The sequence below is a fragment of the Candidatus Poriferisodalis sp. genome, assembly GCF_965198245.1.
Classification (GTDB): domain Bacteria; phylum Actinomycetota; class Acidimicrobiia; order Acidimicrobiales; family Poriferisodalaceae; genus Poriferisodalis.
In genome coordinates this window covers 1,315,878-1,334,761 of the sequence record NZ_OZ240249.1, presented here as the reverse complement: position 1 = coordinate 1,334,761, position 18,884 = coordinate 1,315,878, and the positions used below count along the sequence as shown (strand labels likewise).

Annotated in this window: 1 pseudogene; it reads right to left on the bottom strand. The window is 66.9% G+C overall.

The features are described 5' to 3' along the window. Positions 1–255 precede the first annotated feature (255 nt). Positions 256–18,606, bottom strand: a pseudogene (locus tag ACOCMM_RS06225) (choice-of-anchor R domain-containing protein); the annotation flags it as partial. Between the last annotated feature and the right edge of the window lie 278 nt (positions 18,607–18,884).

Here is an 18,884-nt window from a genome sequence, read left to right as displayed (position 1 = left end):
GTTGTCGCGGGCATCGGTGCTGGTGGTGCTGCCGAGCAGTCGGAACCAATGGCTGTAGTCGGCGATGTCGGTGTGGCCGGCGGCGGCCTGGGCCTGCACGAAGGTGTTGTAGACGGCGATATCGGCAGAGGCCGGGTTGTGCGTGCCGGTGACGAACAGGACCCGGAACCGGTCCCCGTTGGCCACATCGGCGGGCAAAAGCGACCAGTCCACCGGGACCGTGATCGCATCGTCGGGGGCGCCGCTCACCTGGATCAGGAGGTTCTGCGCCGCGGCGAGCTGCGACCACGCCGAGCTCGTGTCGTCATAGAGGTGGCCGCGGTCGCCTATCGACCAGCCCGCCAGGCTGCCGGAGTTCTGGCCCAGGGCGGCCGTCGACGACCACTTGATCGCGTCGGTATTTGCGTTCGCCCGCGACAGCACCACGAAATACGTGGTGCCCGGCGCAAGCTCGGGGCACAGATCGGTGCCGATCGTCGGAGCGCTGAAGGAGTGCAGGCCCGAGCCGGCGAACGCCGCCGGGTCGCTCAGCGTGCACAGCGCCTCGCCCGGAGAGCCGCCGGCGTCGGCGTTCAGCGTCACCGTCAGCTCGGCGCCCACCGTCGCCGTGTCGCCGATCTCGGCGAACGCGACGCCGACCGAGCCCAGCGTGTAGCCGCCCGCATGGGCGCCGGTGGTGAACCGCTGGGCGTAACCGGAGTTGGCGCTGGACAGCTCGGCGGGGCTGCTGGCGACGGGTTTCGCGCTGTTCTGCACCAGGACGTCAGCGGCGACCACCGTCTCGGTCGCCGAACTCTCCAGCGGGCCCTCCGAAATGTCGTCGTCGTCGTCGAAGCTGACCCTCACCTTGATCGTGTGGCCGGCGTCGGCGTCCACCAGCGTGTAAGCGGCCGAGTCCGAGCCGATATCGGTCTGGGTCGAACCGTCGTCGCGGACCCACTGGTAGGCGAAAACCGCCGAGGCCGTCCCGTTTCGGTCCGCTATGGCCGACGCGTCCGCTGTCAGCGTCTCGCCCGCCCGCGGGGTGCCGCTGATCGTCGGCACGCCGGTGGCCGGGGCGTTGACCACAACGGTCGGCCTGCTCGCTATCGGACCCTCCGCATTGCCCTCGTCGTCGACGAAGCCGACCCACACCACGATCCGCTTGCCGACGTCGGCGTCCACCAAGGTGTAGGCGGCCGAGGACGTGCCCACATCGGTCACAGTCGCACCGTCAAGGCGGACCCAGCGGTAAACGAACGTCGCCGAGGCCGTCCCGTCGGGGTCCATGATGCCCGAGGTGACCGCGGTCAGCTCCTCGTCCACGCTCACCGTACCGCTGATGACGGGCACGCCGGCGGCCCGATAGTTGACCGCCTCGCCCACCACCATCACCCCCGACAAGGCGTAATAGGGATAGATGTTGGCGGCGGCCGACGCCTCGCTCGCGTCGAGGGGGCCGCCCGCGCTGTTGTTGAGCCGCCCGACGCGGGCGGGATCGGCGCCCAACGCCCGCGACACGGCGGTCACCGAGCCCGACTCGGTGCTGGAGTCCGCCTCGGTGCCGGCGTTCGTGCTGCCGGTGAAGACCCGGTCGACGGTGGCCGCGGCGCCGTCGGCCCCGGTGGGGTTGGCCTCGTCGTCCCAGCCGCCGTCGTAGAAGTCCTCGTAGTCGTCAGCCACCTTGATGCCGTCGAGCCAGTAGACGGGCACGCCCTTGTCGTCGGCGGTGTAGGCAGTGGCGGTGTTGTCGCGGGCGTCGGTGTCGGCGGTGCTGCCGACAATCCGGAACCAGGAGCTGTAGTCCGCGATGTCGGTGTGGCCTGCCGCGGCTTGGGCCTGGACATAGGTGTTGTAATCCGCGATGTCAGTCGAGGTCGGGCTGGCGATGCCGGTGACGAACAGGACCCGGAACGCGTCCCCGGCAGCCAGCCCGCTCGGGATGAGGCCCCAGTCCGGCGGGACCGCGACCTCCGTGGCGACGCTGCCCCTGACCTCGATCATGTGGGATTGGCTCGATGAGCTCAACCAGCCCGCGTTGAGGGCGGTGGTGTAGCCGTGGCTGGAATCGGCGACAGTCCATCCTGGCGAACCGCCTTCGTCTTCGCTGCTGCTCTGGGTGAGGTGGGGCGTGATCTCGTGCTCGTTGTGGCCGGCTCGCTCCAAAACGGCGAAGTACGCGGTGTTCGCCGAGAGCTGAGGGCATCGGTCGGCGCCGGCGGTCGGCGCCGTGAACGTGTGCGTGCCCGAAGAGGAAAAACTGGGCGGGTCCTCCAAGATGCACAGCGTCCGGCCCGGCACACCGCCGGCCTCCTCGGTCAGCCGCACCGTCAGCTCGCTCCCCGCGGTCGAGGCATCGGCGATGCTGGAGAAACTGAAACCGATCGAGTCGAGCTCATAGCGGATGCTCGCGCCGGTGGTGAACGATTGGGCAACAGGCTCATCCAGGGGGATTTCGAAGGTGGCGCCGCTCGCGGCTGTCTGCCCGGTGTTCTTGACCAGGTCGACCGTCGTGTCCGCCTCGTCGTTGTCGACCACCGTCACCGCCACGCTTTCGATGGGCACGTCGTCGTAGGCGTTGTCGCTGTCGTCGTTGTTCACCGTGTGGGTCACCTCGGCGGCGGCGTCGGTGCTGTCGTCGTCCTCGGCCGCGCTCACCGTCACCATCTGCGCCGTCGACCAGATCCCCTGGCCCGACGAGGTGAACGTCAACGACGACGGGCTCACCGTCACATCGCTGTCGCTGCCGTCGGCCAGCGCCACGTCGATCACCACATTCGACGCCGGCGCCACGTTCAGCACCACCGTGTAGGTGCCCATCCCGCCCTCGGCCACCGACAGCTCCGACACCGATACCGTCGGCCGGTCGTCGTCGACCACGCTCACCGCCACGCTGTCCACGTCGGCCAAAGCGGCATATTCCAAGGCGCTGAGCTCGGCGCCGTTGTCGAAGTACGTGGCAAGCACCGCATGAGCGACCGCCGTCGACCCGTCGGCCATGTCGGCGTCGTCGGCCACGCCGGTCACCGTCACCACCTGCGCCACCGACCAGTTGTCCGCCGTGAACGTCAACTGCCCCGGAACCGCAGTCACCACAGAGGCATCCCCCGACCCCGTCGACACCGCCACCGGCGCCGACGGCAACGCGTCCAGCACCACCGAATAGGCGTTGGTGTCCCCCTCGCCCACCTCCAGCGTCAGCGGCGTCACCGTCACCCCCGGCGACGTGTCGTCATCAGCCACGATCACGCTCTCCGTGAGAGGCATCGCCTTGCTCACATACTCCGCCGCGCTGCCCGCCGCCACCGACACGGTGATCGTCCCGGTCTCATGGACCGAGTTCGCGTCCTGGGCCGCGGCCACCGTCACCGTCTGCGCCGTCGAATAGTCCCCAGACGTGAACGTCACACTCGCCGTCGGTGCGTAGTTCACACCGTCTGAGCTCACCGTCAGGCCCCCGGCGACCGCGACGTTGACGGTCACATCCGCAGTCGGCCGGGCAAACAGGCTGATCGGGAACTGCTTCGTGCCGCCCTCCAGCACCGAGAACTTGGCGATGACTCGCCCAGTCACAGTGTTGATGCCTGTGGCACTGGTATCTGTGACGCTCACGGGCAGCTCCGCGGTCACGCTCGCATACTCCGCGGCGCTGCCCGAAGCCACCTCATGAACAATCACCGCCGAGATGTCCGCACCATTGTCATCAACAGGCGAGGTCACCGTCACGTCCTGCGCGGTCGACCAGTTGTCCGCCGTGAACGTCAATTGCGACGGCGCCACCGTCACCGACTCATAGGACTCCAAGCCCGGCACCGAGATGTCCACCATCACGTTCCCTGAGGGCTGCGAGGCCAGCTCCACGGTGTAGGTGACCGGCACGCCCTCGGCCATCGTCAGCTCGGTCACCGACACGATCACCTTGTCGGGCTCGACGACGGGGCCGACCTGGGGGCTGGTGCGGGGGTACTCCTTGTTGCCGGCGTCGTCGTCGAAGACCACCCGCACCTTGAGGTGCTTGCCCACGTCGTCGGCGGTGGGCGTGTAGGTCTCGCCGGTCTCGCCGTCGATGTCGGTCTCGTCGGTGCCGTCCACCCGGATCCACTGGTATTCGTAGGAGACGTTCGCAAGCCCGTCGGTGGAGTCGGTGATGCCGGAGACGTCGGCGGACACCTCCTCGCCTCTGTTCGGCGTTTCGACGCTCAGAGCGACCTGTATGGACGAGCCGAGGGACCAGGAGAGACCGGCGGACCAGGTGTACCGATAGCGGCCCGTTCCCGGTTCGCTCTCGGCGGCGTCGTCCGAGGCGTAGGACACGCCGTCCGCGGTGAGGGTGAAGCCGCGCGGCAGCGCCTTGTCCAGCTCGAGGGCCAGATCGCCGGAGTTGTCGGCGTCGTTCCCGTCGAGTACGGCGCGAACGGTGTACGCGACCCCATCCACGGTGAACTCCGTCTCGGTGATGGATCCGAAAGCGTTAAGAAAGACACCCGCCACGGCGTATCCGGTGGAGAAGGGTGGGGGCGGGGGACTGTTCGCCGCCACCACACTTGCCGTGTAGACGTCGGTGGAGAACGCGCTGCGGACCACCGGTTCGCCCACGGCGGGCGTGTTGTCGGGCTGCGCGCCCCGCAGGTCGTAGACGTAGAGCCGGCTGTCGACGATGTCGGACACCCACAGCACCCGGCCGTCGAACCACAAGCCCTGCGGGCTGGAGTTGTCGGAGTCCAGCGCGATGTCCTTGGCGGAGTCCCGGGACTCGTCGGACAACTTGTAGGCGAACACCTTGTTGTCGTCGTGATCGGCCACGAACATCGTCGTGCCGTCAGACCACAGACCCCGCGGCGTCGTGGCGTTGTCACTGGCCGCAGCGGTGGAGTCGTACAGGGCCTCCATGTCCTTGGCCGTATCGTGGGTGCCGTCGGAGCGCTTGTAGGCGAAGATCTTGTCGCCGGCGCCGTCGCCGGTGGCGTCGTTGCCCACCCAGACGGTGCTGGCGTCGCACCACACACCCAGGGCATTGTCGTTCGCCGAGTTGAGCGTGATGTCCTTGTCCGCGTCCCGGGTCGTGTCGGACATGTTGTAGGCGTAGACCTTGCCGTCTTCTATGTCGGCCACGAACATGGTCGTGCGGTCCGAACAAACCCCCGACGGGCGATCGTTGCCGGCCGCGCTCAGGGTGTCGAAGTCCTTGTCGGCGTCGCGGGACCCGTCCGAGCGCTTGTAGGCGAAGAGCTTGTTGCCGGCGCCGGCGGAAAGTCCGTCGTTGGCCACCCAGATGGTCTCGTCGTTGCCCCAGACGCCCCGGATCCGGGAAAGGACGGTGCCGGTGTCCAGCGCGAACCCGGTCACCCGCGACGGGACGTACGCAACGCCTCTGACCTCGATCTGGCGGGCTTGACTTATTTGGTCCTCCTCCCAGGGATTACCAGTGTCCTGGAGGTGGCCGAAGTTCTCGATCGACCAGCCCGCCGCGCCGCCGCTGTCCTCGTTGTCGCTGAGCGTCACAGCCAAGGAGATCTCGTCCGAGGTGGCGTTCCCCCGTTCGATGACAACGAAGTAGGACATGCTCGGCGCAAGCGTGGGGCACCGGTCCGCGCCCGAAGCCGGCGGAACATCGAAGGTCTGCACGCCCGAGCCCGAGAACGTCGCCGGGTCGGCCAGCGTGCAGAGCACACTGCCCGGCACCACGTCGGCACTGGAGTTCAGCGCTGAGGCGTTCAGCGTCACCGTCAGCTGGCTGCCCGCCGTCACGGTGTCGGCGATAGTGTGAAACCTGACGCCGACCGAGCTCAGCGTGTAGCCGTCGGTGGCGGCGCCGGTCGTGAATGCCTGGGCCTGTGTGAGGTAATTGCTCGATTCGAGGGCTTCGCCTGTCGCCTCAGCGGTCTGGCCCGTGTTGTCGACCAGGTCGGGGGCCACCGGGTCGGGGGCCACCGGGTCGGGGGCCACCGGGTCGGGGGCCGTCACCGGGCCGGCCTCGGGGCTGGTGCGGGGGTACTCCTTGTGGCCGGCGTCGTCGTCGAACACCACCCGCACCTTGAGGTGCTTGCCCACGTCGTCGGCGGTGGGCGTGTAGGTCTCGCCGGTCTCGCCGTCGATGTCGGTCTCGTCGGTGCCGTCCACCCGGATCCACTGGTAGTGGTAGGAGACGTTCGCAATCCCGTCGGTTGAGTCGGTGATGCCCGACACACCAGCAGTCACCTCGGCGCCCTCCATCGGCGCCGACTCGCTGATCGCCGGGGCGCCGACCGCGGGGGTGTTGTCGGGCTGCGCTCCCGGCAGGTCGTAGGCGTAGAGCCTGCCGTTGATGTTGTCGGCCACCCACAGCACCCGGCCGTCGAACCACAGCCCCCGCGGGTCGGCGTTGTCGGAGTCCAGCGTGATGTTCTTGTCCGAGTCCTGGGACTCGTCGGACCGCTTGTAGGCGAACACCTTGTCGTCACTGCTGTCGGTCACGAACATTGTGGCGCCGTCGGACCACAGACCCCGCGGCGCCGTGGCGTTGTCACTGGCCGCAGCGGTGGAGTCGTACAGAGACTCCAGGTCCTTGGCGGAATCGTGGCTGGCGTCCGATCGCTGGTAGGCGAAGACCTTGGCGGCGGCGCCGGTGCCGTCGTTGGCCACCCAGACGGTGCCGGCGTCGCACCACACACCCGAGGGGGCGTCATTGGCCGACTCGAGCGTGATGTCCTTGGCCGAGTCGCGCGTCCTGTCCGACATCTTGTAGGCGTAGACGTCGTTGTCAGCCGAGTCGGCGACGAACATGGTCGTGCCGTCCGAACAGATGCCACGCGGGTCCTGGTTGCCGGCAGCGTTGAGGGTGTCGAAGTCCTTGTCGGCGTCGCGGGACCCGTCGGATCGCTGGTACGCGAAGATCTTGTTGTCGGTGCCGGTGTCGTCATTGGCCACCCAGATCGTCTCGGCGTCGCCCCACACGCCCCAGGAGTCAGCGTTGTCGCCGTCCAGCGCGAAGCCCGTCACCCGCGGCGGCGGGCCGATCTCGGGGATCACTGTGGGGTCATCGTCTTGGACCGTCACCGCCACGCCGGCGATCGTCAGGCCGTCGTAGTCGTTGGCGCTGCGGTCGTCGTCCACCGTGTGGGTGACCGTGGCGGTGTCGTCGGTGCTGTCGGTGTCGCCGGCTGCGCTGACCGTGACCGTCTGGGGGTCCTGCCAATCGGTGGTGCTGAACGTCAGCGTCATCGGCGACACCGTTACATCGATGTCGCTGTCATCGTCCAACGCCACGTCGATCACCACATTGGACGCCGGCCGCGCCCCCAGCACCACCGTGTAGGTGCCCGAGCCGCTCTCGTCGATGTCGAGCGACGTCTCCGACACCGTCACCCCCACCACGCCTGCCACCACGGTCACCTCGACGCTGGCGGCCGCGCCCCGCAGGTACTCCGGCGAGCTGCCGTCGGCCACCGCCAGCGACACCGTCTCGGTCGGGCTGGCCGCATTGGGCAGGTCGAACCCCGACGCGCTGACCGTCACCGTCTGCGGGGCGTCCCAATCGGCCGACGTGAAGCTCAACGACGCCGGCAACACCGTCAGGCCGCCGCCCACGCTGAGATCGACGGTCACATCGGCAGCCGGCTCGGAGGCCAGCGCCACCTCGAAGGTGCTCTCGCCGAACTCGGTGACCTCCAACGACGCCGGCGACACCGCGATATCGGGCACCAGCGCCGTGCTGCCCCGAACCTCGATGTAGCCGCCGCCATTCCCTGTGCACGGAACCCAGCGGCTCTCAGCATCGACATAGAAACCGCAGCTTGTGCTGACCGACCAACCGTCGGCGGAGTCAAGGTCATAGCCGGGGTGCGGTACGCCCGGCGAAAGTTCCTGCCAGACAGTGCTGACCATGTTGACGTCGAAATCCGATGCGCCCAGGCGTTCAAGGCTGACGACGTAACCGGTATCGGGGGCGAGCACCGGACACGAATCAGGCGCAGCGAACGAGTAAGCGTTGAATGCCGTGTACCCGCCCAGGCTCACCAGCGTGCACAGCACCTCGCCGGGTATGTAGCCGAGGGAGTCGTGGGCAACAGCCTCAGCGATCGTCGCTTGGAGCACCAGCGTGTCGGTCACCCCAGCCGAGTAACCGGCAAAGGCGTGCAAGAACATGCCGATCGACCCGACCCGGTAGCCGGCCGGCGACGGGCCGGTGTCGAACCCCGTAGCCCAGATCGGATTGGCAGCGGACAATTTCCTGGAAGTACTGCTCGTGAGCCCTTGCGTGGTGCCGACCAGCTTGGTGTCGTCGTCGTTGTCGGCCACGCTCACCACCACGGCCACCGCGGCCATGTCGTCGTAGGCATCGTCGCTGTCGTCGGCGTCGACGGTGTGGTTGATCACCGCTACATCGCCGACGGCGTCGGTGTCGTCAGCGGCGGTGACGTTCACCATCTGCGGCTGGTCCCAGTCCGACGACGTGAACGTGAGCATCGCCGGCGACACCGTCACGTCGCTGCTGCCGCCCAGCCTCGCCACCTCGATCACCACATCGATGGCTGGCGCCACGCTCAGCGCCACCGTGTAGCTGCCCGAAGTGTCCTCGCCCAGCGTCAAGGCCAGATCAGAAACCACCAACCCCGGCACCACAACCCCGGCGATCTCGAGCTGGGCGCGCTGCGGGACCCCAGCGACATCAAAGACATGTCCGTCGTGTTGATATGGGACCGGAAGCGACCAGCCAACCGAGCCGCCGCCATCGACGCCAGTGTCCGATGTCGTCCACAAATCCCATCCATCGAAGTCATGGTCGGCACGGTGCGCATGGACGAAGTAGGTGGCGGCGCCGGAAAGCAAGCAGGATTCCGTCGCGATGAACAGGTTCACAGCATCGCTTCGGTAGCGATCGGGAACGGCCAGCGTGCAGACTGCCTCGCCGGGCACATAGCCCAGGGTGGCGTCCGGAACCGCGGTGGTGACTGACACGGTGATCGCCCCGCCAGCACCCGCTTCGAACCGCCTGAGGCTGAGGCCGATGCTGGCCAGCTCATAGCCCCCGCTGCTCGGACCAGTGGTGAATGCCTGCGCCACTCGGCGATTGGATGCACCGAAAATCTCAAAGTCGCGGCTGTCTTTGCCGAAGTTTGAAATCAGCGTCGACGTCTCGTCGTCGATGACAGTGACCGCAATATCACCGGCGGTCACCGACGCATACTCCGTTGCGGTGCCGTGATCCACCGTGTGGGAGACCGTTGCCCTGCTGTACAGGAGATCAGCGTCGTCCGCCGCGCTGACCGTGACCGTCTGCGGCTGCTGCCAATCGGTGGTGCCGAACATCAGGCTCGACGGCAACACCGTCACATCGCTGTCGCCAGTGACCACCACATTCACGGTCACCGACGCCGACGGCCGCGCGTCGAGCGCCACCTCGTAGGTGCTCGAGGCGTTCTCGGTGACGTCGAGCCACGACTCCGACACCGTGACCCCCGGCACGCCCTCCACCACCGTCACCTCGACACTGCCCGCCGCCCCCCGCAAATACTCCGGCGAGCTCCCGTCGCCCACCATCAGCGACACCGTCTCAGTAGGGCTCGCCGTGTCCAGGTCGAAATTCGACGCGTCGAGGGTGACCGTCTGGGGGGTGTCCCAATCGTCGGCTGTGAACGTCAAGCTCGCGGGCTCCACCGTCAAAGCACCGCCCGCCGTCAAATCGACCGTCACATCAGCGGCAGGCTCAACAGACAGCGCCACATCGAATGTGGCTGCGCCGAACTCGGTGACCTCCAACGACGACGGCGACACCAAGATGTCCGGCACCGCCGCCACACCGCCCCGCAGCGCAAAACCGAAGTTGGCAAAGTCGTCGCACCTGGCCCAAAAATCGCCGCCTGCGGCAACGGGGGGGTACACGCAGTCACGATCAGCCCGCCATCCCTCGGCCGAATCAGCATCGGCCCACGGCGGAAAATCCCCGACCCAGCCGCGCATACGGACCCGGTGATTCGGGATGCCCAAGGTCCTCAACACAACTGCATAGCTGGTGTCAGGCACCAGCGCAGGACACGAATCAGGAACGGTGAACACGTTCTCGCCGTTCTCGACATAGGCATCGGGGCTCACCAACGTGCACACCACATCGCCGGGGATACGGGCAGCAGGACGATGATCACTGTCCACTGGGGGCACGCCGTTAGGAACAACCTCGGTGATCTCCGCCACCACCGCAAGAGTCGACGCCTGCCCAACAGGCAAGCCCACGTACTGCCCGAACCACAACGTCAAAGAGTCCATCCTGTAGCCAGACGCAGCCAGCCCAGTTGTGAACAACTGCGCATCTCGCTCGTTAGCGGTCCCTCCGATGGAAGGACTATCCGCAGCGAAACCATCCCGAGTCCCCACCAGCTTGACGGTCTCGTCGTCGACCACGGTCACCACCACCGCCACCGCCGCCAAGTCGTCGTAGGCGTTGTCGCTGTTGGCGGCGTCGACGGTGTGGGTGATCACCGCGAGGTCGTCGGCCGAGTCGGCGTCGTCAGCGGCGGCGGTGACCGTCACCGTTTGGGGCTGGTCCCAGTTCGACGACGTGAACGTGAGCGTCGCCGCCGGCACGGTCACGTCGCTGCTGCCGCCCAGCTTGACCACATCGATCTCCACATCGGCGGCGGGCTCGGTGGTCAGCCTCACGGTGTAGTCGGCGGTGCTGCCCTCGGCCACCGTCAGCTCGCGCACCATCAGCAGGCCCGGCGATGCCGCGGCGACGGTGGCGGTGGCGGCGCTGGGCAGGGTGTAGCTGCGGCCGTCGTCGTCGCTGAAGCCCGCCTTCACCTTGACGGTGTTGCCCGCGTCGGCGGGGACGAGGGTGTAGCTCTGCGACGTGGCGCCGGAGATGTCGGCGTCGACGCCGGCGGTGGTGCGCACCCACTGGTAGGTGAACTCGGTGTTCTCAAGGCCGTCGCCGTCGGCAATGGTCGAGGTGTCGACGGTGAGCACGTCGTGGACGGTGATGGGGCCGGTGCCGGGAACGGAGATGCTGATGGCGACGGTGGGCTCGCCGGTGGGGGCCTTGTCGGGCTGTTCGACCAGCACGAGGCCGCGTACCTCGATCATCGCGGGGTCGTTGCGGGACTCCCAGGCGCTGTCCGCGTCCGACCAGCGGCGGCTGGTGTCCGCCAGCGCCCAGCCCGTAGCGGGGTCGAGGACGTCTTCTGCGTCGTTGGCAGTCCTGGCCAACCTGGTCGCGCTGATGTGTTCCGCGGCCCGAGTGACCACGACGAAGTAGTCGACCGATGCCCGCAGCCGCGGGCAGGCGTCATCGCCGGTGGGCGCATCGAACGTGTGCAACCCGGTACTGGCGAAAGCAGCCGGGTGGGAGAGCGTGCACAGCACGTCGCCGGGATGGCCGTCGGTGCCCGAATCGCGCAGCGTCACCGTCAGCTCCGCGTCGGGGTCGGCGTCGGCGTGGATCAAGTCGAAGACGACGCCGGCTGATGTCAGCCTGTAGCCGCCGACATGCCCGCCGGTGGTGAACGCCTGGGCGTGCTGGCGATACCCGGAGCCCAGAGGGTGCGTGGAACTAGCGTGCACGGCCTGGCCGGTGTTGGACACCAGCGTGCCGATGATCGGCGCGGCGGCGACCTCGAGGAAGTGGGCTGAGGTCCCCCCCGGCCTATTCCAAGTGGTGCCGTTGGACCAGAGGCGCGAGTTGGCGATCTTCCATCCGGTGACAGGATCGAGAGCATCCTCTGCGGCGCTGGAGGAATAGAGAACGTTGACCAGGGTCGGGTTCGGGCCCTCTCGGCTCACCACCGCGAAATACGTGGTGTTCGGGGCCAGCTTCGGGCACAGGGTGCCGCTCGCGGGCACGGTGAACCTCTCGGTGTCGTTAGCGTCCGAGGTGAAGGCCGCCGGGTCGTCGAGCGTGCACAGCGCCGCGCCGGGATTGCCGCCATCGCCGACCCCGTGGAGCCTGACCGTTGTCACGCCCGCGCGTGCGAGAGAGCCGAACCTCAGGGAGAAGCCGAGCGATTCCAGCACGTAGCCGTGAGGGCTCGGCCCGGTGGTGAACCCCTGCGCCCTCAGTGGGCTGCTGTTGTCGATACTGAATTCGCCACCAGGGTCTTGACCGGTGTTGGAGACCTGCGTCGCCGCGGCGGCGGTCTCGGGCGGGGGCTCGACCTCTGGGGAGGCCTCGCTGGTGAGCGGGTAGGCCTCGAATCCGACGTCGTCGTTGAACACCGCCCGTACCTTGAGCTGCTTGCCGACATCGTCGTCTGTGGGGACATAGGTGGGCGAGGTGGCGCCGTCGATGTCGGTCTCGGTGCTGGCGTCGACGCGGATCCACTGCAACACGAACGCATCGGCCGACACGCCGTTGGCATCCGCGATCCCCGACATGTCTGCGGTCACGCGCTGGGTCAACTGCGCGTCGCCCGACACCGCAGGCGCACCCGTCGGCGCAGCCGGCACAGCTCGCAGCGACACCTCCACCTGCTCGGACGCGCTCCATGTTGCGGTGCCGGGATCGAGTTGGAACGCCGTGGTGTTTGTGTTCGTGTCCTGGGTGCCGGCCGGCAGCGCATAGACGTGCTCCGCGTCGCCCAGCACCAGCTCCCAATTCTGCGACACGTCCGAGCTCACCCTCGGCGACAGCGTGAGTGTCAATTGGCTGAAGGTCGCGTTGAGGCTCAGCGCCTCGACGCTGTACTGGGTTGGCCCGTAGCCGAAGCCGGTGTCGTCGAGAGCGCTGGACGGGAACGTTGAGGCGGCCGCGTCGTACCCGACCGCGTTGCCGGAACTGTTCGCGGTGACCGTGGCCGTGCCCGACCAGAACGTGCGGCGGGTGTGCGCTGCGGGCAGGTCGTAGGCATACAGCTTGTCGTCGTCGGGGTCCGACACCCACAGCACCCGTCCGTCGAACCACAGGCCGCGCGCTTTGGCGTTGTCGGCGCGCAGGTCGATTTTCTTCGCCGAGTCCTCAGAGCCGTCGGCGAGGCTGTACGCGTAGATCTGGTTGTCTCCCTGATCCACCACGAACATCGTCTCCCCGTTCGACCACAGCCCCTTTGGCGCGGCGTTGGCCGACGCGCTGTCGAACTCTTTGGCCGTGTCGGGCAAGCCGTCGGAGCGCTTGTAGGCAAAGACCTTGTCGTTGGCACCGGAACCGTCGTTGGACACCCAAACCGTGCTGGCATCGCACCACAAGCCCCCGGGACTTGTATTGCCGCTGAGCAGCGTGAAGTCTTTGGCCGAGTCATGGGAGCGGTCCGACATCTTGTAGGCATAGACCTTGTCGTCGCCGATGTCGGCCACGAACATAGTCGTGCCGTCAGAGCAGACGCCCGTGGGCGACTGGTTGCCCGCCGCGCTCAGCGTGTTGAAGTCGCTGGCCGTGTCACGGCCGCCGTCGCTGCGCCTGTAGGCATAGAGCTTGTCGCCGTTCCCCGTCCAGTTGTTCGCCACCCAGATCGTGGTGGTGTTGCCCCACACCCCGGTGGGATTCTGCTGGCTGTTGTGCATCCTGATGTCGGACAGCCGCTGCGACCCGGCCGCGGCTGCCGCTCCCACCGCCGCGCTGGCCGCGCTGGTCAGCGACTCGTCGTTGTCGGCGTCGTCGGTGAAGCTCACCCGCACCTTGACGGTGGCGCCCTCATCCTCGCCGCTGAGGGTGTAGGTCTGGGACTGCGCGCCCGCGATGTCTGTGTCGGTGCCGCTGTTGGTGCGGACCCACCGGAACTCGAACTCGGCGGTCGTGAGGCCGTCGGCGTCGTCGATCCCCGAGGTGAGCGCGATCAGGGTCTGGCCCACTGTGGCCGTGCCCGAGACGGCGGGCGCACCGGTGGGATCGCTGTTGGGCTGGGAGACCAGCAGGCGGCCTCGCACCTCCAACAGGTAGGTGGACGCCGCCGAACTCCACGCACTGCTCGCCTGCTCGAAATCGCGGCCAGTGTCCTCCGCGGTCCATCCGGTGGCCGGTTCGATGGTGTCTTCTGCGTTGCTCACAGTCGTCTTCAACGAGATCGCCTGAGTGGTGCTGTTGGCCCGCTCGATCACGAAGTAGTACGACGTCGACGCCAACAGCCGCGGGCACGCGCCGTCGCCGGTCGTGGGCGCGCCGAAGCGGTGCAGTCCCGAGGCGGCGAAGGCGTCCGGATCAGTCAGCGTGCACAGCACATCGCCGGGATGGCCGTCGGTACCCACCTGGTTGAGCGTTGCGGTCAGCTCGCCGGCGGGCTGGGAAGCGGCGTGGATCTCCTCGAAGTCGATTTCCACCGAGCTCAGGCGGTAGCCCCCGGCGCCGGCACCGGTGGTGAACGCCTGGGCCCGTTTGGGAGTCGTGGCATCCAGTGCGCTCCCGCCTGAGGATGCGGCCTGGGCGGCAGTGGACAGCAGCGGGCCGATGATCGGCGCGGCCCTGACTTCGAGGTAATGCGCCCGTCTGAAGATTTGCCCCCAGTTGTTGGTGAACTGGTGCAAGTTGTTGCCGATGGTCCAGCCCGTGGCAGGATCGAGCACGTCCTCCCCGGTTCCGGTGGTGCGCACCGATGTAGAAGCCTGGTTCGATCCGGTGCGGTCGACGACCGCGTAATAGGTGGTATTGGGCGCCAGCTCCGGACACGCCGTGCCGCTCGAGGGAGAGGCGAATCGCTCCACGTCAGAGATCAAGGCGGTGAAGGCGGGGTTGTCGAGCGTGCACAGCACATCGCCGGGAGCGCTGCCGGACTGCTCATGGAGCCGCACGCGGGTCGATCCCGCACGACTGACATCGAGGTCGAGGACCAAGCCGACCGACTCCAGCACGTAGCCGTGCAGGCTCGGCCCGGTCCTGAACGCTTGTCCTCTGGACGTCGTGGTGCTGGTGAGCGCTGAGTAGAGGCCGGCAGTCTGGCCGGTGTTGGAGACCTGCGTCGCCGCCGCGGCGGTCTCGGGCGGGGGCTCGACCTCTGCGGAGGCCTCGCTGGTGAGCGGGTAGGCCTCGAATCCGGCGTCGTCGTTGAACACCACCCGCACCTTGAGCTGCTTGCCGACGTCGTCGTCTGTGGGGAAATAGGACTGCCCCGAAGCACCGTCGATCTCGGTCTCAGTGCTGGCGTCGACGCGGATCCACTGGAACGCGAACGCATCGTCGGACACGCCGTTGGCGTCGGCGATCCCCGACACGTCCGCGATCACGCTCTGGGAGACCTGCGCCGTGCCGGTCAGCGCGGGCACCCCCGCCGGCGCCTCCGGCGCCGCCCGCAGCGACAGCTCCACCTGCTGGCCATCGCTCCACGTCGCGGCGCCGGGGTCGAGCACGAAATTCGTGTACTCGGGGGATGTGTTGTGGGTGCCCGCGGGGAGCTCATAGACGGAGTTCGCGTCGCCTAGGACCAGCTCCCAGTTCTGGGACACGTCGTTGTTAACCGTCGGTGCCAGACTCAATACGAGCTCGCTGTTCAGCGCACTGAGATGCATCGTCCGCACGCTGAAGGCGGCTGCCCCGTAGCCGAAGCCGGTGTCGTCGAGAGCACTGGACGGGTATGAAACTCCGGTGCTCTCATAACCGACGATCGAGCTATCGCCGACGTGCGTGCGGACCGTGGCGGTGCCCGACCAGAACGTGCGGCGGGTGTGCGCTGCGGGCAGGTCGTAGGCATACAGCTTCTCATCGTCGCGGTCCGACACCCACAGCACCCGGCCGTCGAACCACAGCCCGTGGGCTTTGGCGTTGTCGGCGTGCAGATCGATGTTCTTCGCCGAGTCCTCAGAACCGTCGGCGAAGCTGTACGCATAGATGCGCTTGTCCACCTGGTCCACCACGAACATCGTCTCCCCGTTGGACCACAGCCCCTTCGGATCGGTGTTGGTGGTGGCGCCGGGCTCGCCGGCCTGGTACAGCTCGTCGAATTCCTTGGCGGTGTCGCGCGAGCCGTCGGAGCGCTTGTAGGCATAGATCTTGTTGTTGGCGGCGCCGGCGTCGTTGACTACCCACACCGTGTTCGCATCGCACCACAAGCCCACAGGATCTGTGTTGCTGCTGTCCAGCGTGATGTCCTTGGCGGCGTCATGAGAGCGATCCGACATCTTGTAGGCATAGACCTTGTCGTCGGGTTGGTCGGCCACGAACATCGTGGTGCCGTCAGAGCAGACGCCCGTGGGTATCTGGTTGCCCGCCGCTCTCAGAGTGTCGAAGTCGCTGGCTGTGTCACGGCTGCCGTCGCTGCGCCGGTACGCATAGAGCTTGTCGCCGTTCCCCGACTCGTCGTTCGCCACCCAGATCGTGGTGGTGTTGCCCCACACGCCCAACGGGTTGTTCTGGCTGTTGTGCAGCCTGATGTCGGTCACCCGCTGCGACCCCGCTGCGGCCGCCGCCGCCACCGTCGCGGTGCGCCCGCTCGTGAACGACATGGTGTTGCCGGCGATGTCGGTGAAGCTCACCCGCACCCTGACGGTGGCGCCCACATCCTCTGGGGTGAGGGTGTATGACGACGACGTGGCGTTGGCGATATCGATGTCGGCACTGGTGCCGGCATCGGTGCGGATCCACCGATACGAGAACCCGGTCCCCGCGAGCCTGTCGGCATCGGCGACCCCGCTAGTGAGGGCGATGAGAGACTGGCCCGCCACCGGGGTGCCCGAGACAAAAGCAGTAGGCCGCGGCGCCAGCACAGTGCCCTTCACCTCGATCTGGTGAGGTTTCGGCTGCGACTCCCACGAGCCGCTCCTGAAGCGGTGGCGCACGTCGGCGACCGTCCAGTCGGTTGCCGGCAAGAGAGTGTCTTCGATGCTCTCGGTGTCCCACGCACGCTTCAGCCCGATCGTGTCGCTGGTGTTGTTGGCCCGCTCGACCACCACGAAGTAAGAAGTCGATTCGTCGAGCAGCGGACAGGCGCCGTTTCCCGTCGTGGGCGCCTCAAAGTGCAGCACACTGTCGGCGGTGAACGTGGACGGGTTGGCGAGCGTGCACAGCGCATCGCCGGGGTCGGCGCCTCCTTCGTTGAGCGTCACGGTCAGTTCGCTGTCCGGCTGCGAGTCGGCACTGACGGTGCCGAACTTGATGCCGATCGAGCTCAGCCCGAAGCCACCGGGGTTGTCTCCGGTAGTGAACGACTGGGCGAGTTTGGTGTCAGTGGCGTCCAGCTCTGCGGGGTTGGACACGGTTCTCTGGCCGGTGGTGGACACCAACGGGCCGGTGTACGGCGCGGCGTCGATCGCGATGCGCAGCGCGAAATTGTTCACAGCCGACCAGGTGTTGTTGGTGCGGTTCAGGATGAGGCGCTGGTCGGCGATAGTCCACCCTGTGGGGGGAACCAGGACGTCATCGTGATGAGAGGTGTGCCCCACTTCGTTGCCGACGTCTACCCCGAAGTCGTGCGAGACGACGACTGCATACGAGCGGTTGGCGACCAGTAGCGGGCATCCGCTGGGTGCCTCGTACGTGGAGACCCCCCCGTCTATGAATAGATCGTCCGAAGCCGGGTCGTTAAGCGTGCAGAGCTCAACGCTTTCGGGCAATCCGTCGCCGTCCAGGGCATGGAGCGCCACATCCATATGTTCCTTGAAAGCGACGTCTATGCCCGGCGAGAAGTCGGTGTACACACCGACGGAGTCCAGTTCGTAGCCGAATGAATTCGGCCCGGTCGTGAACACCTGCGCGTGACTCTGCTCTGACGCCACGCTAAGAACACCTTGTCCGAACTGGCCGGTGTTGGAGACCTGGGTTGCCGTGTCGGCGGTGTCAAGCGCGGCGATAGCCGGCGACTCCTCGCTGGTGAGTTCCTCGGAATAGCCGTCATCGTCGGTGAAGGTCACCTTCACCTTGACGGTCTTGCCTTCGTCGTCATCGCCCAAGGTGTAGGTGGAATTGGTGGCGCCAGAGATGTCGGCGTCGACGCCGCCGTCGACCCGGATCCACTGGTAGTTGTATTCGACCCCCGTCAAGCCGTTGGCGTCGGTGATCCCCGAAGTGTCAGCGGTGAGGGTGTGCCCCAGCCCGGCGACGCCCGTGATGGTGGGCTCACCCTCGGCGTCAGAGAACTCATAGCCCTTGACGTCGATTCGGAAGACCACTGAATTGCCGATGGTGTGCCACGTGTTGGAGACGACTCCGGATGAAGTGTCACGGATGCTCCATCCCGGGGCCTTCCCCGAGTCCTCCGAATTGGACGTAGTCAAGCCCAGCGCAATCTTTTGGGTGGTGCTGTTTGCCCGTGCAATCATCACCGCATACTTCGTCCCGGCGCTCAGCCTCGGACACGCCCCGCTTTCCGTTGTGGGAGGGGCTTCGAAAAACGCCACGCCGTGAGGGCTGATGGTGGCCGGGTTCGAGAGCGTGCACAGCACGCCGCTGGGACGGTTCGAATTGCTGACCGACTGGAGCGTCACCGTCAGCTCGCTGACCGGATCCGCATCCGCGTGGATTCCCTGAAAGTTGATGCCGATCGAGTCCAACACGGCGCCCGTGCCGGCGGTGAATACCTGGGCCAACCTCGGAACGTCCGAACTCAACGCCTGTTCAGCGTTATTGGATCGGCCGGTGTTCTTGACCAGGCTGGTGACCGAGATCGTCTGCGCTTCGGCAGGGTGCTGGTCTGCGGCGATGCCGACCAGGGCACCCGCTGCTGCGAAAGCCAGCGCGGCGCAGGCCGCGAGCGGGCGTCTGTGCGACCTGGCGAGGGATACCGACACGCGTCGACGCATCACACTTGACACTGGACGGTTGGGCCTCTACCCATCCTGCGGGGGGGGGGGGGTCAGCGGGTTAATCTCGCGGGCGAGCACGGCGCCTCTACCCATCCTGCGGGGGGGGGGGGGTCAATAGCACTATCACGACTCCCCTCAGGGCTTACGTCGGAGGACCGCAGTTCATTCTGTCCGGCTTTGTGCACCTGCATCATACAAGAATGTATTGAGTCGATGTAATTGACTATCGGCACGCTGAAACTGGGCTGAATCGGTGTGAGCGGCCCTGCCCGTTT